Annotated in this window: 16 protein-coding genes, 1 pseudogene and 1 riboswitch; of the genes and pseudogenes, 13 read left to right on the top strand and 4 right to left on the bottom strand. The window is 57.5% G+C overall.

The window, feature by feature from the left end; genetic code table 11:
- Nucleotides 1-3: 3 nt before the first annotated feature.
- The gene (locus P156_RS11890) at nucleotides 4-822 is read right to left on the bottom strand and encodes a zinc dependent phospholipase C family protein (protein WP_051600756.1); all 819 of its coding nucleotides are present in this window, start codon (nucleotides 820-822) and stop codon (nucleotides 4-6) included.
- A 13-nt stretch (nucleotides 823-835) separates the two neighbouring features.
- On the bottom strand, nucleotides 836-2,524 hold the full coding sequence (locus P156_RS0106645) for a sigma-54-dependent Fis family transcriptional regulator (RefSeq protein ID WP_034802336.1): 1,689 nt from the start codon (nucleotides 2,522-2,524) through the stop codon (nucleotides 836-838).
- Nucleotides 2,525-2,694: 170 nt separating this feature from the next.
- Here P156_RS0106645 and hutH point away from each other — a divergent pair, with 170 nt between their 5' ends.
- A complete protein-coding gene (gene hutH / locus P156_RS0106640; RefSeq protein WP_027869450.1) occupies nucleotides 2,695-4,236 on the top strand; it encodes a histidine ammonia-lyase in 1,542 nt (513 codons plus the stop codon).
- 253 nt (nucleotides 4,237-4,489) lie between these two features.
- Nucleotides 4,490-6,112, top strand: a complete 1,623-nt coding sequence (locus tag P156_RS0106635) for a BCCT family transporter (RefSeq protein WP_027869449.1) — start codon at nucleotides 4,490-4,492, stop codon at nucleotides 6,110-6,112.
- 141 nt (nucleotides 6,113-6,253) lie between these two features.
- Here the strand turns inward: P156_RS0106635 and P156_RS13735 are convergent.
- A pseudogene (locus tag P156_RS13735) lies at nucleotides 6,254-6,367 on the bottom strand (helix-turn-helix domain-containing protein); the annotation flags it as partial.
- A gap of 801 nt (nucleotides 6,368-7,168) precedes the next feature.
- Entirely contained in the window at nucleotides 7,169-8,458 is a 1,290-nt protein-coding gene (locus P156_RS0106625; protein ID WP_027869448.1) for an IS30 family transposase, read from the bottom strand.
- Between the two features lie 500 nt (nucleotides 8,459-8,958).
- Between P156_RS0106625 and cobI the strand changes: the two genes are divergently transcribed.
- The 11 genes from cobI to P156_RS0106570 all read left to right on the top strand — a co-directional run bounded on the left by cobI (nucleotide 8,959) and on the right by P156_RS0106570 (nucleotide 20,280).
- Nucleotides 8,959-9,657 carry a precorrin-2 C(20)-methyltransferase gene (gene cobI / locus P156_RS0106620; protein ID WP_027869447.1) on the top strand — a complete coding sequence of 233 codons (699 nt, stop codon included), beginning with the start codon at nucleotides 8,959-8,961 and terminating at the stop codon, nucleotides 9,655-9,657.
- A 42-nt stretch (nucleotides 9,658-9,699) separates the two neighbouring features.
- Nucleotides 9,700-10,539 carry an ABC transporter ATP-binding protein gene (locus tag P156_RS0106615; RefSeq protein ID WP_027869446.1) on the top strand — a complete coding sequence of 280 codons (840 nt, stop codon included), beginning with the start codon at nucleotides 9,700-9,702 and terminating at the stop codon, nucleotides 10,537-10,539.
- 40 nt (nucleotides 10,540-10,579) lie between these two features.
- On the top strand, nucleotides 10,580-11,311 hold the full coding sequence (locus P156_RS0106610; protein ID WP_027869445.1) for an ABC transporter permease: 732 nt from the start codon (nucleotides 10,580-10,582) through the stop codon (nucleotides 11,309-11,311).
- Nucleotides 11,312-11,624: 313 nt separating this feature from the next.
- Nucleotides 11,625-12,440 (top strand): sirohydrochlorin cobaltochelatase, encoded by an 816-nt coding sequence (locus P156_RS0106605; protein ID WP_027869444.1) that lies wholly within the window; start codon nucleotides 11,625-11,627, stop codon nucleotides 12,438-12,440.
- A gap of 1 nt (nucleotide 12,441) precedes the next feature.
- Nucleotides 12,442-13,530 carry a hypothetical protein gene (locus P156_RS13550; RefSeq protein ID WP_051600754.1) on the top strand — a complete coding sequence of 363 codons (1,089 nt, stop codon included), beginning with the start codon at nucleotides 12,442-12,444 and terminating at the stop codon, nucleotides 13,528-13,530.
- Nucleotides 13,527-13,994, top strand: coding sequence for a bifunctional precorrin-2 dehydrogenase/sirohydrochlorin ferrochelatase (locus P156_RS0106595; RefSeq protein ID WP_027869443.1), 468 nt, complete (start codon nucleotides 13,527-13,529; stop codon nucleotides 13,992-13,994). Before P156_RS13550 ends, P156_RS0106595 begins: the two co-directional genes overlap by 4 nt.
- Nucleotides 13,994-14,941, top strand: coding sequence for a hydroxymethylbilane synthase (hemC, locus tag P156_RS0106590; protein WP_034802331.1), 948 nt, complete (start codon nucleotides 13,994-13,996; stop codon nucleotides 14,939-14,941). Before P156_RS0106595 ends, hemC begins: the two co-directional genes overlap by 1 nt.
- Nucleotides 14,938-16,446 (top strand): uroporphyrinogen-III C-methyltransferase, encoded by a 1,509-nt coding sequence (cobA, locus tag P156_RS0106585; RefSeq protein WP_027869441.1) that lies wholly within the window; start codon nucleotides 14,938-14,940, stop codon nucleotides 16,444-16,446. Before hemC ends, cobA begins: the two co-directional genes overlap by 4 nt.
- Nucleotides 16,447-17,430: a porphobilinogen synthase gene (gene hemB, locus P156_RS0106580; protein ID WP_027869440.1), complete on the top strand. Its 984-nt coding sequence runs from the start codon at nucleotides 16,447-16,449 to the stop codon at nucleotides 17,428-17,430. It abuts the gene before it with no gap.
- 27 nt (nucleotides 17,431-17,457) lie between these two features.
- Entirely contained in the window at nucleotides 17,458-18,699 is a 1,242-nt protein-coding gene (locus P156_RS0106575; protein ID WP_081818483.1) for a DUF819 domain-containing protein, read from the top strand.
- A gap of 90 nt (nucleotides 18,700-18,789) precedes the next feature.
- Nucleotides 18,790-18,979, top strand: a riboswitch (cobalamin riboswitch).
- 125 nt (nucleotides 18,980-19,104) lie between these two features.
- On the top strand, nucleotides 19,105-20,280 hold the full coding sequence (locus P156_RS0106570; RefSeq protein WP_034802328.1) for a sirohydrochlorin cobaltochelatase: 1,176 nt from the start codon (nucleotides 19,105-19,107) through the stop codon (nucleotides 20,278-20,280).
- Nucleotides 20,281-20,283 lie beyond the last annotated feature (3 nt).

Raw genomic sequence — 20,283 nt, 5'->3', positions numbered from 1 at the left:
AAGTCAGTCCTTTCCAAACGTGTGGTTGAATTCCGGGCCGAAGGGGGTGCCGTCCTGCAGGTGGGCCAGCAGCTGGGCGAGCATGTCAGGCGCGAGGATGAGCGCTTTGTCGTACAGTTCCTTCAGTCGAAGATCGCTGTCTACGCAGTCGTGGTTGGGGCGTGTAGTGATAAAGAGATCCCTGCCATGGCCTAGAGTGGCCAGTTCCATGAACACCGGGCGCAGTGGCCTTGGGGCTGCCAGCGCCCGCAGGATCCACAGCATGGACACCTGGGCGCCGTAAATCTCCCTCTCCGTCAGCAGCGGATAGAAATCCCGCATCACCAGGGCCGCCTTATGTGAAGGCTTCAGGTGGTGTGTGGGGCTGTATTTCAGAGGATCCAGCCTGTCCAGCACCATCAGATGCCGGTCGAAGGATGCCTCGATGGCGCTGTGGCTCACCCCTTCCTCCTGCTTGCAGTAGACATACGGGTGGCATGACCGATCCAGCATATAATGACAAAGCACTCCCAGCAGATAGGACATATAGGCCCTGGGTGCATCTCCCTTCCGGAGCACGGGCGAGGTGGCTGCCCGGTCATCGAGACGATTCACCACCTCCGCACAGTGTGCAAAAAACAGATCCCCGCGGGTGCGGTGGCAGGCCCTGCCCAGGTTTTTTACGTGATTGTGTTTCAGAGGCCGGTAGTAGAACAGCACGTCCGGGCCGTGGACCCCCAGATCGTACAGGGGGCGATGTCGGTCCACGGCCCGCTGCAGCGCTGGGTCCAGAAGGTTATATACATCACAGCCAAATCGATAGTGTGCATAGGTCGTAGGCATAAGAACTCTCTTTCTATAGAATGATCCCGTATTTTCGGATCCGGTACTGGAGGCTCTGGCGCTTGATGCCCAGGGCGGCGGCAGTCTGTGAGATGTTGCCGCCGTACCGGTCCAGCGCCCGGCGCAGGATCTCTTCCTCGTATCGATCCATGACCGTCTGCAGCGTCTCCCGGTGCCAGTCCGGCTCGGCGGGCGCTGGTGCGGCGCCGGGCCCAAAGCCTTGGCCGGCGCCGAGTCCGAGGGCCGCGGATACCGCTTCGCCTTCCAGCAGATATTTTGGCAGATGATCCATGCCGATGGTGTCCGAATCGGTGATGTTCATGGCGTAGTCTACCACGTGGAACAGCTCCCTGACATTGCCCGGCCAGTCGTAGCTTTGGAAGAACTGGAGCACTTCCGGCGTCACATGCTCCACCTTGTTGACAAAGTGCGGGTTGTTGTTCCGGATCCGCGCCCGGAGAAGCGCCTCCGTATCCTGGGGATGCTCCCGCAGAGAGGGGAGGTTGATCATCACTGTGGAAAGCCGGTAGAAGATATCCCGGCGCAGCCGGTTTTCCCGGATCGCCGTGAAGGGATCCTCGTTGCAGGAGGAGATGAACCGTACGTCGATGCGGATGTCCCGGGTCCCTCCCACCCGGCGGATGGTCCGCTCCTGAACGGCCCGGAGCAGCTTGGACTGCATCGTCAGACTCATGGAGTTCAACTCGTCCAGGAACAGGGTGCCGCCACTGGCCTCCTCCAGGTAGCCAGTCCGGTCCACGCTCCCCGTAAAGCTTCCTCTTGCGGTGCCGAACAGCAGCCCCTCCATGAGAGATTCCGGGATCGCCGCGCAGTTGATCGGGAGGAACCTGGCTTTGTGCCGGGAGCTGGCGTTGTGGATCGCCTGAGCAAAAAGCTCCTTCCCGGTGCCGGTCTCACCCACGATGAGCACGTCGGAATCCTGCCCGGCCACTTTCCTGGCGATGGAGACCGCCTCCTGCAGCGCAGGCCCTTCTCCCAGGATATTTCGGAAGGTATAGCCGGCAAAATGCAGGGTAGGTGTGTCCTCCTCGTAGGCGTCCAGCGCGCGGTGGATATCGTTCATCCGCTTCAGATAGTCGCTGACCACCTCCCTGGTCTGCTCGAACACAGCGGCGCCCAGCACATCCCCGTCCCTGCGGATGGGGAAGGCGGTGTTGGCGGTAGCCAGCCTGGTGCCGTCGCGGGTGGAGAAACTGTCCACACGGTTGATGACGGGTTGTCCAGTGCGCAGTGCGGTAAGGGTAGTGCTGATGTTTTCGTCCAGCCGGTACATATCCAGCAGGTGCATCCCCTCCACGTCCAGATCTTCGGGAATGTCGGAGATCTGCCGGCTTCGCGCGTTGAAATACACCGCGTAGGCGTTTCGGTCGTAGATCTGGACCCCCTCCGGCAGCTGGTCCAATGCGCGCTCCAGCAGGTACTCCCGATCGGTGCCTTGCCTCAGCAGCAGGACCTCCTTCTCCGCACAAAGCATTCGCCCGCACAGAAAGCTGTTCTCCTTCCAGGTCACCACGGCGGTATGTCCGCTTGCGGGAAGATGAGGGAAGATCGAGGAAGCCGGCTGCCCCAAAAACCCGTCCCAGCTCTCTGCAAACTGTCGCTGCAGATCTTCGCTGTACCAGCGGATCGAATCAATGCGCCCCTCCGGATCCAATTCTATTGTCACATGTACAAAATGCATGGGTGTTCTCCTTTCGTATGATTATACACTATTCTGCGATATTTGCAAAGAGATATTGCGGGCTGCAAAGTGAGTTTGCATGTTGCGCAGTGCACAAAGCCGTTTTACGGGCGTTTGCGTTTGGCATGGATTTTGCGCTCTAATGATTTAGCGAAGTAAAGGAGGGGACCATGGATAATAAGAAAACGATGACGATCATTCTCGGGGACCGGCTGGATCTGGAAGAGTTTATGGCGGTGGTGCGCGGCGGCGCAACCGTGGAGTTCTCTGAGGAGTATGTGAACCGTGTCAACAAGGCGCGGGCATTGGTGGAGAAGTGGACCCGGGAAGAACACGTTATGTATGGGGTGACCACCGGGTTCGGTGTGCTTTGTACCAAGGTGATCACCAGCGAGGAGGCGGCGCAGCTGCAGCACAACATCGTGGCCAGCCATTCCACCTCGGTGGGGCGGCCGCTGAGCATCGAAGCGGTGCGAGGCACGATGCTGATGGTGCTGCAGAACCTGGGGCAGGGCAACAGCGGCGTCCGGATCGAGGTGCTGGAACGCTACCGGGACTTCCTGAACCGGGGCATCACACCCTGGGCGCCGGGGGACGGCTCGGTGGGCTATCTCAGCCCGGAGGCGCACATGGCCAGGGTCATCGAGGGGAACGGCAAGGCGTACTACCAGGGGGAACTGATGGAGGCGTCCTGGGTGCTGGCCAAGGCGGGGATCGATCCCATGCCGCTGGCCAGTAAGGAAGGGCTGACCCTCACCTCGGGCACCACCTCACCTACAGCAATGGCGGCCATCGTCCTCTATGACATGATCAACGCAGCCAAGTGTGCGGACATCATCGGGGCGCTGACTCTGGAGAACGTGCGAGGCACCATCCGGGCGTTTGATGAACGGGTCTGCAAGGTGCGGCCCCACAGCGAGCAGGCAGGCACGGCTGACAATGTGCGCAGGATCCTTGGGGATTCTGAGGTGATCCAAAACTGTGTGGGAGAACGGTTGCAGGATGCGCTTTCCCTGCGATGCATTCCTCAGCTTCACGGGGCAGCCAAGAAGACCCTGTACGATGCCCGCAAAACCATTGAAACGGAGATGAATTCCTGTTGCGATAACCCCATCATCTGGACGGAGGAGGGGGAGGAGGATGTGATCTCCGCATGCAACTGCGATTCTGCCTACGTGGGAATCGAGATGGACTCGGCCGCCATCGCCGCCACCAACCTGGCCAAGATAAGTGAGAGGAGAAACAACCGGCTCATCGACGGAACCAGCCAGCCCTTCTATCCTGCGTGTATGGTGGCCAATCCGGGACTCAACTCTGGGCTGATGATTCCGCAGTACACCCAGGCCGGGCTGCTGAATGAAATGAGGATTCTGTCCCATCCGGCCACGGTGGACAACACCCCCACCTGCGCCGGGCAGGAGGATTACGTAGCCATGGGCTACAACGCCGCCAAAAAGGCTTTGTCCATCAGCGAAAAACTGGAGTACATTCTGGCTATCGAACTGCTGGGGGACTATCAGGCGCAGTATTTTACCGGGGGCTGGGAGCCGCGGGGGAGCGTGAGCCAGGCGATTTACCAGGAGATCGGTGCGCATCTGCCGCTGATCGAGCACGATACCTTCCTCTACGATCACATCGAGTTTCTGCACAGCCTGATCCATAACGGACTGCTGCGCGAAAAGGCGGAGGCCATCGTAGGCGCGCTGGCGTAGCGCCGCCGCTGCGTGTGCTGATGTAGCGCCGCCGTTGTGCGCGCTGGCGTAGCGCCGTCGCTGCGTGTGCTGATGAAGCGCCGCCACTGCGTGTGCTGATGAAGCGCCGCCACTGCGTGTGCTTTGTGTGGTGCCAGACCCTTCATCGATTAATCGCAAATATTAGCGATTAATCGACGGGTGCTCGGAGACCCTTTGGAGGAAAACAATTGGGAAGAACAATCGTTATCATTAAAATTTTCGGAGGTTAGTTATGGGAAAAAAGAAAGTTCAGATACGTAAGCCCGTGTTCATATCCATGGGCGTGATCTACATATTTATTATTGTGTTGGGGCTGGTGGCCCCGGCGAAGTTTGCCGCGGCGGAGACGGCCATCGTGGAGTTCGCCTGCCTGAAATTTGGCTGGGCCTATCAGCTACTGACTGTGGTGTTGCTGGGCTTCTGTTTCTGGGTGCTGTTTTCCAAGAGAGTAGGCAGCATTCGGCTGGGTGGCGAGAAGGCGCAGCCAGTCATGTCCCGGTGGGCATGGTTCGTCATTTCTTTGTGCGGCGGCATCGCTACGGGCATCGTCTTCTGGGGCATCGCCGAGCCGGTGACCCACTACATGGACGGGATCCCTCTTTTTGAGAGCATCAAGGCGCAGTCGCCGCTGGCGGCTAAGATGGCTTTGTCCACCACCTACCTGCACTGGGGCCTGGCGGAATACTGCTACTACTGTGTAGCCGGCATCGTCATCGGCGTGGCCGTCTACAACCTGAAGCTTCCGTATCGGATCAGTTCCTGCCTGTACCCCCTGCTGGGAGAGCGGGCCATGGGCTGGATCGGTACCGTCATCGATATCATCTGCGTGTTCGGCCTGGCAGGCGGCGTTTCCGCTTCCCTGTGCGAGGGCGCGCTGCAGATCGGAGCAGGCCTGGGTATCGTGGCCACCTTTGATCCAGGCAAGCTGACCTGGATCAGCATCCTCATCGCCGTAGTCATCACCTTCCTTCTGTCCAGTTACACCGGAATCGCAAGAGGCGTACGGTTCTTCTCCGACCTGAATGCCAAGATCTATATGGCGCTGCTGGCTTTTGTCCTGTTCTTTGGACCGACGGCTTACATCCTGAACCTGGCGACGGAGGCCCTGGGCTTCCACTTCAACAACGTGCTGGAGCAGGTCACCTACACCGGTGCCTGGAACGAAAACGACATGTGGCCTACCTGGTGGACTGTCAACTACTGGAGCTGGATGATCGCTTACGCCCCGCTGATGGGTATCTTCTACGCCAAAATCGCCCGGGGCAGGACCCTGAAGGAGTTCACCGTGTATAACTTCCTGCTGCCGGGAGGTTTCGGTATGCTGTGGTTCGGCATCTTCGGATCCGCCTCCATCTTCTACGAGAACAAGTCTCACACCATCTGGCAGGTGATGAGCGACAAAGGGACCGAGTCGGCGGTATTCGCTTTCTTCGACAACCTGCCGCTGACGTTCCTGATGAGATGCGTCTTCCTGTTTACCATCTTCATCTCCATCGTTACACTGGCGGACTCCATGACCACCACCATCTCGTCTTTGTCCATCAAAGCGAAGAACGCGGCCACCGTGGAACCGCCGGCGCCCATCAAGATCTTCTGGGGCATCACGCTGTCCCTTGTCTGCTTTGTGAACCTGGCCACCGCCAGCGACGTGGGCGCCGTCAGCGGCATCGACGCCACCAAGCAGCTGGCCATCTCCGTGGCCTTCCCGCTGCTCATCGTCATGATCCTCATGGTCGTCAGCGGCATCAAGATGCTGGTCCAGTACGACCGGTACGACACCGTGGATCACCCGGAGAACTCCGTGGTCGCAAAGGACCAGATCGTGGACTACGACGTGGACGAGGTCGTGGACTGATAGAATCTTTGTGAGAGAAAGGGCTGTCTCAAAAGGCGGCGTGTCAAAGCGGCGTGCCAGAAATGGCGCGCCGCACGCTTTTGTGATAGCCCCTGCAGTTTCCCGGATCCCCCTCCGTTTCCTAAAATCTATATCCCGCAAATATTGTTCCCACTTTGATATTGCCTGCCTCGATACATCGATCATTTCTGCTAAGTTCTCTTGGGAAAGCCCTTCATTCTCCTTGAACCATTGCTGTAATGTTTTGTCAGAAATGTGTTTCAGTGAGGGAGGGTTCTCAGGGGTGTAATCGAACAGAGTTTTAGTGGAAACTGATTTTTGATTGCAATATAATCGAGAGTTATGCCAGCCCCGTAGGAATAATTGTAATGATACCTTACATCCGTTTCGTCCGCATAAGTGACGATGTACAGTCGCCCGCCCGCCTTGTCAATATGAGATTCGACGGACTTGTTTGCCTGATAGTCTGGATCGTTGGTATTTTCTTTTTCATAGTGTACCTCGATGTTTGGTTTTAATATATGCGGCTAGACTTTGTCCGCCGAACTGCGGACTACAAAATAAGTTCAGGGATGGTATTTTGTAGTAGGTTTTCGGTGAGACGACTACACTTTCACGGGATACCGGCGTTTTTGTAGTCGTTTTCCCCCTGATAACAGCTGAGAACTTCCATATATTGGAATTTTCCTGCCGGAACCGACTACAAGATCCGCCAGATTCGATGATTTTGTAGTACATTGCACAAAATTGGACAAAATCCTACTACAAGTTTCATCAGAGGGGTTGTTTTGGTTGTTTGATACAGTAAGTGCACGTTTGACGATTGTAAACGCAACTAATTTCTCACTAGTATAAATCAGGAAGTTGTGAATGCACTTCTCCAACGAATTGTGGCAGATTGAAGAAGTAAGTTGACGTATGAAGTTGTAATCGCGCTGGAAATCATGTAAAATTCAAGTATGAAGGCACACTAAAACCCGGGTATGAAGAATGCCCGTTTTCAGAAGTTGAAATTGCACCTTGCGAAAAGGTGTGGTCCTGTCTTCATTTTCCGGACTACTTAATGAGTTCGGGCTTAAGGTTTATGGAATCGGCGGCGATCTGCTTCATGGATAGAATGCTGGGAACACTCTTTCCATAGATTGAGGTGAATACCTCAAGCGGTGACCGCCCGTTCCATTTTTTGCGCGGATATGAGTTGATATGGTTCATCATCAGGATGACCTTTTCCTGCGATAAATCATCCATCGACTTGCCCTTTGGGATGATATACCGAATAAACTGGTGATTCCGTTCACAGTGCGCCTTCTGATTGCTGTTTTGCGGATCACAATAAAACACATGGCAGAGTTGTTCTCCGGTTTCAGGATCAAGTTCGATTTTCGTGGGATCGGTGAATTCGCTGCCTCGATCGACCAGAATAACCTGAAACAGTTCCTTGAAGAGTTCTTTTCCCAGAATCTCTCTGAGTGAAGCAAACACAGAGGAAACAGTGGCCGCATTGTTCTGTTCCCGCAGGAAGGCCATCTGCAGATCGCAGTTGGTAAACATGAGGGTGAGAAGAACCTTGCCGCCCTTTCTGCCGATGACAGAATCGCCTTCAACCACATTCATATCCGGATGCTGCGCCATAAATGAAAGATAGTCATCATAAGAGCGCCCCTGATGGCAGGCTTTGTCCACGCGGAGCACCGGACCGCTTTTCCGGCGGTATGATCTACGTACCTTACGGGCGAGATCCAGATTCTTTGCACCAAGAAGGCCGTTTTCAATGTAATCATAGGCTGTCCGTGCCGTGATGGGGAGTTCATCGCGATGGTTTTGAAACACGACATTGACCGATTGTCCCTGCTGGATCAGCGGTGTGACGAGCTCATCCATGGCCTGTAGCTGCTCTTCCGACAAAGAGATGCCAGTTCTTGATTCTTTCAGCGTCGTCTCATACGCATCCTGTGCTTTGCGGGCATTGTAGATGTATCCGTGGAGCCAACAGCGCGACATGGATTCGCAGGCATTGCAAACATAGGGGGCTTTCGTAATGCCAGGGCAGATATCTTCCTGGAATCGTTCGCAATGGATGTTACAGTCTCCGCATCGAACACGGCAGGAACGCGTACGTTTGTGGCATTCCTGAGAGCAGGTTGTGGGCAGATCGCAGGACTTCCTGTGGATGCAGTGGTTACCGTTTCGTGCCTTGAACGTACGATTCTTTTTGACTTCACGGCTAATGGTCGTTCGGCTTTTGCTGAGTCGGGTGGCTATCTCACTGAATCTAAATCCGTGAGCCAGGAGTCGCTCTATGACGATACGGTCTTCCAGTGTCAGGTGTTTGGATGTCTTCTTCATTGTATTAACCTCCTTTTCGGGAAGAAGACAGGACCATATATATCATAGCACATAGAAAAAACCGCGAGAGGTTGTAAGTGCACCTTCGCGGTTTAGATAGAGTCGAAGTTGTAACTGCACGAAATCCCGTGCAGTAAAGAAATCAATTGACCGAGGGGTTGTTTTTGTAGCAGGTCGCTCAAAAAATTACTTCAAAATCCCGCTCAAGCCAGAAAAGTGTAGTCCTGCTCTTGAAGAAACCAGAAGAAATCTGGAGGGCGGTTGCACATTAAGTGATAATTGAACACGATGTTCGTTTATGTTGCCATACAATATGCGCATCGTCAATCACGGCCCCGATGCCAGACCCACCCGGGAAACATCCGGCGCCAAAACGAATAAGACAGGAAACGGCCGGGGACTTTACATTCCCGGCCGCATTTTGTATACTTATAGTCGGAAATACCTTACAGAGGGCTGGCAGGTCCCCTGCAGTTTTCGTATCTTGAGAGGAGCAAAGGATGAAAAAAGGAAAAGTATACGGCGTCGGTGTGGGCCCGGGGGATCCGGAGTTGATGACCCTGAAGGCAGTGCGGCTTATCGAGGAGAACGATGTGTTCTTTGTGCCCGGAAAGGAGCCGAAGGAGACGGTGGCCTACAAGATCGCCGCGGCGGCAGTGCCTGCCCTGGCGGAGAAGGAGCTGGTGCCGGTGTACATGCCCATGCGGATGGACAAGGAGGAGATTCTGCGGCAGCATCGCAAGGGCGCCGACCTCATGGAGGAGTACCTGGACAAAGGCAAGGACGCGGTCTACCTGACCCTGGGTGATTCCACGGTCTACTGCACCTTCACGTACCTGCAGGCTTTGCTGGAGGAGGACGGCTACGAGACGGAGCTGGTGCCGGGCATCACCTCCTTCTGTGCGGCGGCGGCCCGGGTGAACATCCCGCTCTGCGAATGGAACGAGCCCCTGCACGTCATGCCGGCCATGCACAAGCTGGGGGACAAGCTGGACCTGCCCGGCAACTACGTGCTCATGAAATCCGGCAGCCATATGGCCGAGGTAAAGGAGATCCTGCGGGCCAGCGGCCGGGACGTGAACGTAGTGGAGAACTGCGGCATGCCGGATGAGAAGGTGTACCACGATGTGGAGGAGATCCCCGACGAGGCGGGCTATTTCTCCCTGATCATCGCCAAGGAGCATAACAGAGACCTGTAGCGCGCGGCGGCGTGCACAAAGCTTTGTGCAGCGGAGGAAATTATGATCGAGATTCGCGATCTGACAAAGAAATTCGGAGATTTCACCGCGGTGGATCACATCAGCATGACCATCGACACCGGGGAGTTCTTTGGATTCCTGGGACCCAACGGGGCCGGGAAGACCACCACCATCAGCATGCTCTCTACGGTGCTTTTACCGTCGGAGGGGGAGATCTTCATCGATGGCCGGAAACTGGACCGGAAAGCTTCGGCGGAGAAGAGCAAGCTCTCGGTGATTACCCAGGAGTTTTCCATGCGTCAGGACATGACCATGGATGAGGTGATGGAATACCAGGGACGGCTGTATTATCTGCCGAAGAAGGTGATTCGCCAGAAGTCGGATGAGCTTCTGGAGTTCGTAGGCCTGGCGGAATACCGTCACCGGGTGGTGCGTTACCTGTCCGGCGGCATGAAACGCAAGCTGATGATCTGCCGGGCCCTGATGACTGAGCCGGAGATCCTGCTTCTGGACGAGCCCACGGCGGGCATGGACGCTATTGCCCGCCGGCAGATGTGGAACCTGCTGCGGCAGCTCCACGGGGCGGGGATCACCATCCTGCTGACCACCCATTATATCGATGAGGCTCAGTCCCTCTGTGACCGGGTGGCCCTGATCAACAAAGGCAAGCTGGACACCATTGCCGCCCCCCAGGCGCTGATCGATGAACTGGGGGCGTTTGCGGTGGATGAGACCAGCGAGGAGACGCTGGAGAGCCATTACTTTGCTGCCAGGGAGGAGGCCATCGCCTATCTCTCCCGGTCGGAGAAGGATGCAGCACTCCGCAATACGACGCTTGAGGATGTGTTCGTGGCCCGGATCGGCCGCGGACTTGGAAAATAACGCGCGGCAGCACCCGGAGCCGCCGCGCGGCGGGAGTTATATGGGAATTATCGCAGTACTTTGGGAAAAATGGCGGGAGTTCCGCAGGGACTTCTACAAGATCACACTGGCGGCCACTATCTCGCCACTGATGTATCTTATCGTGTTCGGACTGGGCATTCAGACCACGTCCCACGGTGAGCCGTACTTGAATTTTTTGATTCCTGGCATCGTGGCGATGTCCACCATGACGGGGAGTTTCAGCGCGGTGGCACAAAACATGAGCGTGCAGCGGCTCTACGAGAAGGCGCTGGATCAGGTGATGATCTCGCCCACGCCCCTCTGGCAGTTCATCCTGGGACAGGTCATCGGCGGCGCCCTGCGGGGCATGTACGCGGCGGGAGTGATCCTGTTGATTACACTGCCCATCGCTGGCTCACTGGTCTTTAACGGCTGGTCCTTCCTGATCATGTTTCTGAACGGTACGGTGTTCGCCACCATCGCGCTGGTGCTGTCCTTCCTGGCCAAAAGTTACACGGACGCCCCTCGCTTCACGGCCTACATCATCACGCCCATGTCGTTTCTGTGCAATACTTTTTTCTCCACGGAGTCTATGCCCCCGGGAATCCGTCAGGTGATCGCGGCGTTGCCCCTGTCGCAGGCCTGCGAAATGATCCGCAGCATCGCCGGCGGCGGCGAACCAGGAGTCGTCGGTTTCCTGGTGCTCCTGGGGTATCTGGTGGTCTTTTCCATCATATCCGTGGTGTTCATCTATAAGAAGAAAAACCTGTAGCGGCGGCACAGGCGTCCAACGCACCCAAAGATGCGTGAGTCTGTTCGCGCAGATATGCAATGGAACCCTTATGGCATTAATCGCTAATATTAGCGATTAATCGTGACGGTTTTGGAACATACATTAGAGTACGAGTGCGCGCCGAGAAGACCGCGAGAGCGGGTGCGCGCCGAGAAGACCGCGAGAGCGGGTGCGCGCCGAGAAGACCGCGAGAGCGGGTGCGCGCCGAGAAGACCACGAGCACGAGTGCGCGCCGAGCAGAACGCGCCGCGTTTGACGGCAGAGCCCCTGCCGATAGGGAAGGTGAGGAAACATGAGTAAGAAAGCTTTGTTGATTGTGAGTTTCGGGACATCGTATCCGGAGACTCGTCAGAAAACGATCGAAGCCATTGAGGCGTATCTGGCGCAGGCTTTCCCGGAGCGAGATAGCTTTCGGGCCTGGACCAGCCGCTTCATTATCAAGAAGGTTGCCCGGGAGCAGGATCTGGTGGTCATGACGCCGGAAGAGGCATTGGAACGGTTGGAGAAGGAGGGCTACACAGATGTGCTGGTTCAACCCACCCATCTGACAGACGGGTACGAGAACCGCCGGCTCATCGGGATCCTGGAGGAGCACGCTGAGGCTTTTGAGAGCGTGCGGCTGGGACGACCCCTACTTTTCTTCCCGGAGGACAAAGCCGAACTTGTGGACATCCTCGACCAGGTCTATCCCCGGCAGACCGGGGAAGTGCTGGTGCTCATGGGTCACGGCTCAGAGGATCGGCCCACACCGGATTACGATGAACTGAACGCGCTGATGGCGCGCCGTCAGGTGCCTGACATGGTGGTGGGCACCGTGGAAGGCGCGCCGGGCCTGCAGCCAGTGGAAGAAAGGCTAAAGGAATTGGCCGGCCCGGAAGCCGCGGCCGGGGTCATCCACACCTTGCTGCTGGCGCCGCTGATGATCGTCGCCGGCGACCACGCCAACAACGATCTGGCAGGAGAGGGACCGGACTCCTGGAAGAGCCTTTTGGAGGCAAAAGGATACAGGATCTGTGCCCATCTAAATGGTCTGGGGGAATACGAACAGATCCAGCAGAAGTTTGTCCGCCATGCGCAGGAAGCAACACCGCTGGCAGAATGGAGATAATGTGAGACGATTCGAACACGATAATCGAATACTGAAGATCGTCGCTTTGGCTTTGTGCCTGGTGATGATGGCGGCTGCGGCGCCGCTCGCGGCGACAGTGCACGCCGCCAGCGGCTACGAGAAGGTGGCAGGGATCACTTCTACCGCAGGCGAAGTGGGCAAGTACGGCATGACGCCCATCCGGGGCATCGACGTGAAAGACGGACGCCATACCATCAAGGTGGACAGCAGCTCCAAATTCTTTCGGGTCAGCAAGGCCACGCTGACGGTGAAGGATGGCAAGATGAGTGCCGTGATCCTCATCGACAGCACCAGCTACGAGTGCATCTATCTGGGAGCCGGCACCCAGGCCGCTCAGGCGCCGAAGTCCGACTACATCTACCCCAAGGTGAAGGACGGACAGTCCTGGTTCACCATTCCGGTGGAGGCCCTGGATATGGCCATCGACTGCGCCGCCTTCAGCAAGAAAAAGAGCATGTGGTACGACCGGAAGATCCTGTTCGATGCCACCAGTCTTCAGGCCGGCGTGCTGAAGATCCAGCTGCCGGATTACGACCTCATCGACGAGGCCGTGAAAAACTATGACGAGAAAAACGGCACCGACAGCGCAGGCAGCAGCGGCGTACAGCAGATGGGAAGCGCTGAGCCCGCCAAGGTCAGCCGGGATGACGGGACCTATTCCATCGAGGTGAACATGACCGGTGGCTCCGGCAGAGCCAGCGTCAGCTCCCCCACCTGGCTCATCGTGAAGAACCACAAGGCATACGCCCGGCTGCTGTGGAGCAGCAGCCATTACGACTACATGATCGTGGGCGGAAAGAAATACGTCAACGAAGCGACAGATGGTGGAAACTCTACCTTTACCATCCCCATCACCGTGTTCGACAAACCTTTTAATGTCATCGCAGACACTACCGCTATGGGCGACCCGCTGGAGATCACCTACCAGCTGACCTTTTATCGCAGCACCATCGCCAGCAAGAACCAGGTGCCCCAAGAAGCCGCCAAGAAGGTTATCGGCATCGCCCTGGGGATCATCGTGGCAGGCGGCGTGCTCAACTGGATCGTAAAGAGGAGGAAAAAGAATTGAGTGATAGACCGTTTTTCCCGTTATTCGTGGATCTCAGCGGGAAGGATATCCTGTTCGTAGGAGGTGGCAACATCGCCACCCGGCGCATACGGGCCATGCTGCCATATGTGGAGCGGCTGTCCGTGATCACCAAACAGGCTTCTCCGGACCTGTTAGGGCTGGCAGAAGAAGGCCGGGTGGATCTTCAGGAGAGAGGCTTTGTGCCAGAGGATCTGGAGGGGCGCGACATGGTGCTGGCCGCCACCGATGATCCGGCGCTGAACGAAGAGATCGCCGCCCTGTGCAGAGCGCAGGGGATCATGGTAAATGTCTCCAGCAACAAAGCTTTGTGCGACTTCTACTTCCCCGGACTGGTGCGGCAGGGTGAGACCGTCATCGGCGTCAGTGCCAGCGGTCAGGACCACGGGAAGGCAAGGAGAGTGAGGGAGCGCATCGGCGAGATCCTGACGGAGGAGGGCATTTGATGAAGAAAGTTCGCATCGGCAGCCGGGAGAGCCGGCTGGCCATGATCCAAAGCAATACAGTGGTGGAGTTCCTTGCGTCAAAAGGCATTCCGGCAGAGCTGGTGACCATGAAGACCACCGGGGACAAGATCCTGAACAAGACACTGGACAAGATCGGCGGCAAGGGCCTGTTCGTCAAAGAGCTGGACCAGGCCCTCGTGGACGGCCGCAGCGACCTGTCCGTCCACAGCCTGAAAGACATGCCCATGGAGGTGCCGGCGGAACTTCCGATCCTGGCTTTCTCCCGGCGGGAGGACCCCCGGGACGTACTGGTGCTCCCGGAAGGGGAGACCGAGATCGACTTCCGCAAGCCCATCGGAAGCTCCAGTTTCCGGAGGCGGATCCAGATCGAAAAGCTGTTTCCCCAAGCCCGGGTGGAAAGCGTCCGGGGCAACGTCCAGACCAGACTCAGGAAGCTGGACGAAGGCCAGTACGGCGCCATCGTGCTGGCGGCAGCGGGGCTGAAGAGGCTGGGGCTGGAGCATCGGATCAGCCGGTACTTCAGTCCACAGGAGATGCTCCCGGCAGCAGGCCAGGGGATCCTGGTGCTCCAGGGGAGAGCGGGGGAAGACTATAGCTGTTTGGAAGGGTACGAGGACCCGGCCGCAGCCTGCGCGGCACTGGCAGAGAGGGCTTTTGTACGTTGGCTGGACGGCGGCTGCACCTCCCCCATCGCCGCCCACGCGGTGCTGGAGGCAGGCGCGGGGGAAGAGCGCCCGGCAGACCGCGCCGCGGAGCCAACCATCCTCCGGCTGGAGGGACTGTACTACGACGATCCCACCGGGCGCTGGCATAGGGACAGCATGGAATGCTCGCTCCCAGAGGGGCCTGAGGCAGAAGCTGCGGCAGAGGCCGCCCAGGCACTGGGGGTCCAGCTGGCAAAGAAAATGAAGGAGGTCTACAGATGAGCACAGGAAAAGTCTGGCTGGTGGGGGCCGGCCCCGGAGACATCGGCCTTTTGACCAGGAAGGCGGAGCAGGTCATTCGGGAAGCAGATCTCATCGTCTACGATGCGCTGATCGGCAGCGGGATCTTCTCCCTGCTTCCAAAGGACGCAGAATACATCAGTGTGGGGAAGCGGTCCGGCAACCACACCATGCCCCAGGAGCAGATCGACCAGGTCCTCCTGGAAGAGGCACAGAAAGGCAAGAAGGTGGTCCGCCTGAAGGGCGGCGACCCCTTCCTCTTCGGCAGAGGCGGCGAGGAGCTGGAGCTTCTGGCAGAGCACGGGATCCCCTACGAGGTGATCCCCGGGATCACCTCCCCTATCGCGGTTCCTGCCTATAACGGCATTCCGGTGACCCACCGGGACTACACCTCTTCCCTGCACATCATCACCGGCCATAAGCGGAAGGGGGCCGACTACGACATCGATTTTGAAGCCTTGGTGCGTACCCGCGGCACCCTGGTGTTCCTCATGGGTATCGCCATGCTCCCGGTGATCTGCCAGGGACTTCTGGATGGCGGCATGGACCCGGATATGCCGGCGGCGGTGCTCCAGCAGGGGACGACGGCCCGGCAGAAACGGGTGGTGGCCACCGTGTCCACCCTTCACGATGAAGTGACAAAGCAGGGCATCGAGACTCCGGCCATCATCGTGGTGGGCCGGGTCTGCCAGCTGGCAGATCAGTTCGCATGGTACGAGAAACTGCCCCTGGCCGGCTGGCGGGTGGTCGTGACCAGGCCCGCCGGCCTGATCTCCACCATGTCCGCCCGGCTCCGGAAGCTGGGAGCTGAGGTGTTGGAGATGCCTTCCATCGAGACCGTTCCCCGGGAAGACCAGAGCGCGCTCCTGGCGGCGCTGGAACACGCCGGGGACTACCAGTGGGCCGTGTTCACCAGTCCCACCGGCGTCCGGGTGTTCTTCCAGACCATGGAAGAGGCCAGGAAAGATATCCGCTGTCTGGCGGGACTGAAGATTGCCGCCATCGGTGCCGGTACCCGCAAGGAAGTGGAGAAACGGGGGATCCTGGCAGACTTTGTGCCCTCGGTGTATGACGGCGACACCCTGGGACGTGAGCTGGGAGCACAGCTTGCGGGAGGAGAACGGATACTGCTCCCTCGGGCAGCCGTGGGCAACCAGACCCTGGTGGAGGAGTTGGAAAAGGCAGGCGCCCAGGTGGACGACATCGCCACCTACGACACCGTGGATGCTCCCGCAGGGGTGCTGGACGAGAAGGCTTTGTTCGAAGAAGGAAAGATCGACTGCGCTGTCTTCACCAGCGCATCCACCGTCCGGGGCTTCGCCGCCCAGACAGAAGGCCTGGACTATAGCACCGTTGCGGCGGCCTGCATCGGGAAACAGACCTTAGCCGCCGCCGATGCCCTGGGCATGCAGACATTTATGGCAGAAAAGGCCACCATGGACAGCCTGGCTGAGCTGGTGGTCCGCATGAAAGGAGAACGTAAGTAAATGGACATGATCGTCAGACCAAGAAGACTGAGAACCACCGAGCAGATGCGGAAGATGGTCCGGGAGACCAGGGTAGACAAAGCATCTCTGATCTATCCCATCTTCGCCCAGGACGGCGAAAACATCAAGGAACCCATCGAGGCCATGCCTGGGCAGTTCCGCTACAGTGTGGATCAGCTGCCCTACATCCTGGATGAGCTGGCAGAGGCGGGGGTGCAGAACATCCTCATGTTTGGTATTCCGGAGCACAAGGACGCGGTAGGCAGCCAGGCCTACGCCGAGGACGGCATCGTCCAGCGCGCTCTGATGGAGACCAAGAAGCGCCATCCGGAGATGGTGGCCATCGCGGATGTGTGTATGTGCGAGTACACCGACCACGGCCACTGCGGCATCCTCCACGACTGCTACGTGGACAACGATGACACCCTGCCCATGCTGGCCAGGATCGCCCGCACTCAGGTGGAGGCCGGCGCGGATGTGGTGGCGCCCTCCGACATGATGGACGGCCACGTCACCGCCATTCGCCAGGAACTGGACAAAGCCGGGTTCGTCAACACCCCCATCATGTCCTACGCGGTGAAATTCGCCTCTGCCTTCTACGGTCCCTTCCGGGTGGCGGCGGACAGCGCGCCCCAGTTCGGTGATCGGAAGAGTTATCAGATGGATTTCCACAATCGCAGGGAGGCCCTGAAGGAGGCCATGCTGGACGTGGAGGAAGGGACGGATTTCCTCATCGTCAAGCCTGCGATGGCTTACGGAGATCTGATTCGGGAGGTGGCGGATGCCACCGATATCCCCATCGCTACCTATAGTGTCAGCGGGGAGTACAGTATGGTGAAGGCGGCAGCGGCCCAGGGCTGGATCGACGAAGAGCGCATCGTGGGAGAGATGGCAGTGGGAGCCTTCCGTGCGGGAGCTGGCATGTATATCACCTACTTCGCGAAAGAAATCGCGGCAATGATCGACGCAGGAAAGATTGGATGAGCCGGAATGGCGGAGTGAGGTAACAAAGTGTTAAGTGCGATATTCCAGCCGTGGCTGGGGAGAGATTCTCTGGTGGCAGCTGACGATACATGGAGCCTGTTGTTCGTGCTTTGTGCAGGAGTGGCGCTGGCGATCTATCTGGAGCAAAAGTATGACTGGGCAGCGAAAGCTTCAGGGTGCATCCTTTGTCTGGTGTTGGCCATGATCCTGTCCAACCTGGGGATCCTGCCCATCAACTCAGCACTGTATGACGATGTCATCTGGGGCTACGCGGTGCCTATGGCGATCCCGCTGCTCCTGATGGAGTGCAACCTGAAGGTGATCTGGAAGGAGACGGGACGGATCCTGATCATCTTCCTGATCGGCGCGGTGGGGACACTGGTGGGAGCAGCCATCTCTTTCACACTGCTGAAGAACATGGTGCCGGAACCTGCCGGAGTGGCGGCCATGATGACCGGGACTTACATCGGCGGCAGCTTGAATCTGGCGGCATTGTCGGACGAATTCAGCGTCACCGGAGAGGTGGTGGGAGCCGCCACCGTGGCGGACAACCTGCTGATGGCGGTATATTTCTTTGTGCTGATCATGTTCGCGGGAATGAAATTCTTCCGCAGGCATTTCGGCCATCCCCACATCGATGAGGTGGCGGCGGGCCACGCAGCCGGAGGCGAAAACCAGGCGGCGGCCTTCTGGAGCCGGAAGGGGATTTCTCTGAAGGATGTAGCCATGAACCTGGCCTACACCGTGATCATCGTCTGGCTATCCAAACTCATCGGCGGGTTCATCGGGGAGCTGGTCCCTACCAGCAACATGCTGCTTTCCATGATCAACGCCTTCTTCGGCTCGCAGTATATCTGGATCGCCACCCTGTCCATGCTGATGGCCACCTATGCGGGGGACAAGATCGGGAAACTCAACGGATCCCAGGAGATCGGGACGTATTTCATCTACCTGTTCTTCTTCGTCATCGGTGTACCGGCCTCCATCATAGTGATCATCACCCAGACCCCTGCCCTGTTCCTGTTCACCGGGATCATGGTGGCCTGCAACATGTTGTTCTGTTTCGCGGGGGGCAAGCTGCTTCGGTTCGATCTGGAAGACTGCATCATGGCCTCCAATGCCAACATCGGAGGGCCTACCACGGCGGCCGGCATGGCCATCTCTCAGGGGTGGAGCAAACTGGTGGGGCCGGTGATGCTCATCGGTACCTTTGGGTATGTGATCGGCACCTATCTGGGGGTCATTGTTGGCAACCTGCTGGGGGCGTAGAGTTTCCCCAGAGACAACTTATGCCTCGCATTGTTGATTATTGGAGGCGTTGATTGACAGCCTGTTATTTTTGTGGTAGATTCATAAGTGATGAATACAACTGATGGGGAACAGGCTTTGTCCTTCGGGAGAGCCTGCCACCGGGAAGCAGGTGAGATTCCTGCAGAGTTCTCGTTACTGTAATCAGGGAGCAATGGCCATTATACCACTGGGAGACCGGGAAGGAGGCTGGCGCGTAGATCTGTAACTCAGGAGACCGACCATCAGGAGGGGGAGACCCCGCCACGAGCAATGGGTTGTGTATTTGGTTTTTTACGAGAGAGACCCTTTGTTTGTGTTGTACAGACAGAGGGCTTTTTGTATTCATCGGCAATTGTTTCACTATTAACTAAAGGAGTTGTAGTTATGAAGAAATTATTGGTTTTGATGCTGTCAGTCATGATGGCGGTAGTATTCATGACCGGTTGCGGTGGCTCACAGACAGAAGAGAGCGGCGGCGGAGATGCTGACAAGGAAGCGGCACAGGCCTGTGCAGACGCCATCGATGCAATCTACGTAGGCGAGTGGTCTGAGGACACTGAGCAGCAGTGCCTGGATGCCAAGGCCAAGTGGGATGCACTGACCGATGAGCAGAAGGAAATGGTCGAGGGTGAGGAAGCAGATCCGGGTTACTTCGGTGACGACACCGGCGATGCCTCCAAGGACGATCCTTTGAACGGAGACAAGATCGGTGACAAGGAGATCCTGGTGGTCAGCTTTGGTACCTCCTTCAACGATAAGAGAGTGGCCTGCATCGGTTCCATCGAGAAGGCTGTACAGGAAGCCAACCCTGACTGGGCTGTCAGAAGAGCGTTCACCTCTCAGATCATCATGAACCACATCTTTGCCCGTGACGGCGAGAAGATCGACAACATCAAGCAGGCACTGGCCCGCGCTGAGGAAAACAAGGTCAAGGAGCTGGTAGTCGTGCCGACTCACCTGATGAAGGGTAAGGAGTACGACGAAGTGGTCGAGGCCATCAACGAGTATAAGGACAAGTTCGATTCCCTGAAGTTCGCAGAGCCTCTGCTGGGTGAGGTAGGCAAGGATGCCTCCGTCATCAACGAGGATAAGGAAAGATGCGCCAAGGCTGTCACCAAGGCCGCTGTCAAGGACGCCAAGTATGACGATCTGGACGCTGCTGAGAAGGACGGCACCGCTTTCGTATTCATGGGACACGGAACCTCTCACGAGGCCAACATCACCTATGACCAGATGCAGAAGCAGATGGACGAGTTGGGCTACAAGAACGTCTTCATCGGCACCGTTGAGGGTGAGCCTGAGGATACCGCTTGTGACAAGGTCATCGAGAAGGTAAAGAAGGCCGGCTACAAGAAGGTCATCCTGCGCCCGCTGATGGTCGTTGCCGGTGACCATGCCCACAACGACATGGCAGATGCAGACGATCCGGAATCCTGGGTAAGCCAGTTCACCGCTGCCAAGGCATTTGACAGTGTGGATTGCCAGATCACAGGTCTGGGCGAGATCAAGGCCATCCAGGAGATGTACGTTGACCACGCCAAGGATGCGATCAACAAGTAAATG

The sequence above is a fragment of the Eubacterium sp. AB3007 genome, assembly GCF_000688015.1.
Taxonomy (GTDB): domain Bacteria; phylum Bacillota; class Clostridia; order Peptostreptococcales; family Anaerovoracaceae; genus Aminicella.
The sequence above is the reverse complement of the archived record's forward strand: the minus strand, read 5'-3'. Positions and strand labels throughout refer to the sequence as shown.

Excerpts from the sequence above, each read along its gene's own strand:
- P156_RS0106605 (WP_027869444.1), top strand. The coding sequence starts at position 11,625 with ATGAGTAAGAAAGCTTTGTTGATTGTGAGTTTCGGGACATCGTATCCG.
- P156_RS11890 (WP_051600756.1), bottom strand. The coding sequence starts at position 822 with ATGCCTACGACCTATGCACACTATCGATTTGGCTGTGATGTATATAAC.
- P156_RS0106610 (WP_027869445.1), top strand. The coding sequence starts at position 10,580 with ATGGGAATTATCGCAGTACTTTGGGAAAAATGGCGGGAGTTCCGCAGG.
- hemC (WP_034802331.1), top strand. The coding sequence starts at position 13,994 with ATGAAGAAAGTTCGCATCGGCAGCCGGGAGAGCCGGCTGGCCATGATC.
- P156_RS0106615 (WP_027869446.1), top strand. The coding sequence starts at position 9,700 with ATGATCGAGATTCGCGATCTGACAAAGAAATTCGGAGATTTCACCGCG.
- P156_RS0106625 (WP_027869448.1), bottom strand. The coding sequence starts at position 8,458 with ATGAAGAAGACATCCAAACACCTGACACTGGAAGACCGTATCGTCATA.
- cobI (WP_027869447.1), top strand. The coding sequence starts at position 8,959 with ATGAAAAAAGGAAAAGTATACGGCGTCGGTGTGGGCCCGGGGGATCCG.
- cobA (WP_027869441.1), top strand. The coding sequence starts at position 14,938 with ATGAGCACAGGAAAAGTCTGGCTGGTGGGGGCCGGCCCCGGAGACATC.
- hutH (WP_027869450.1), top strand. The coding sequence starts at position 2,695 with ATGGATAATAAGAAAACGATGACGATCATTCTCGGGGACCGGCTGGAT.
- hemB (WP_027869440.1), top strand. The coding sequence starts at position 16,447 with ATGGACATGATCGTCAGACCAAGAAGACTGAGAACCACCGAGCAGATG.
- P156_RS0106635 (WP_027869449.1), top strand. The coding sequence starts at position 4,490 with ATGGGAAAAAAGAAAGTTCAGATACGTAAGCCCGTGTTCATATCCATG.
- P156_RS0106645 (WP_034802336.1), bottom strand. The coding sequence starts at position 2,524 with ATGCATTTTGTACATGTGACAATAGAATTGGATCCGGAGGGGCGCATT.
- P156_RS0106570 (WP_034802328.1), top strand. The coding sequence starts at position 19,105 with ATGAAGAAATTATTGGTTTTGATGCTGTCAGTCATGATGGCGGTAGTA.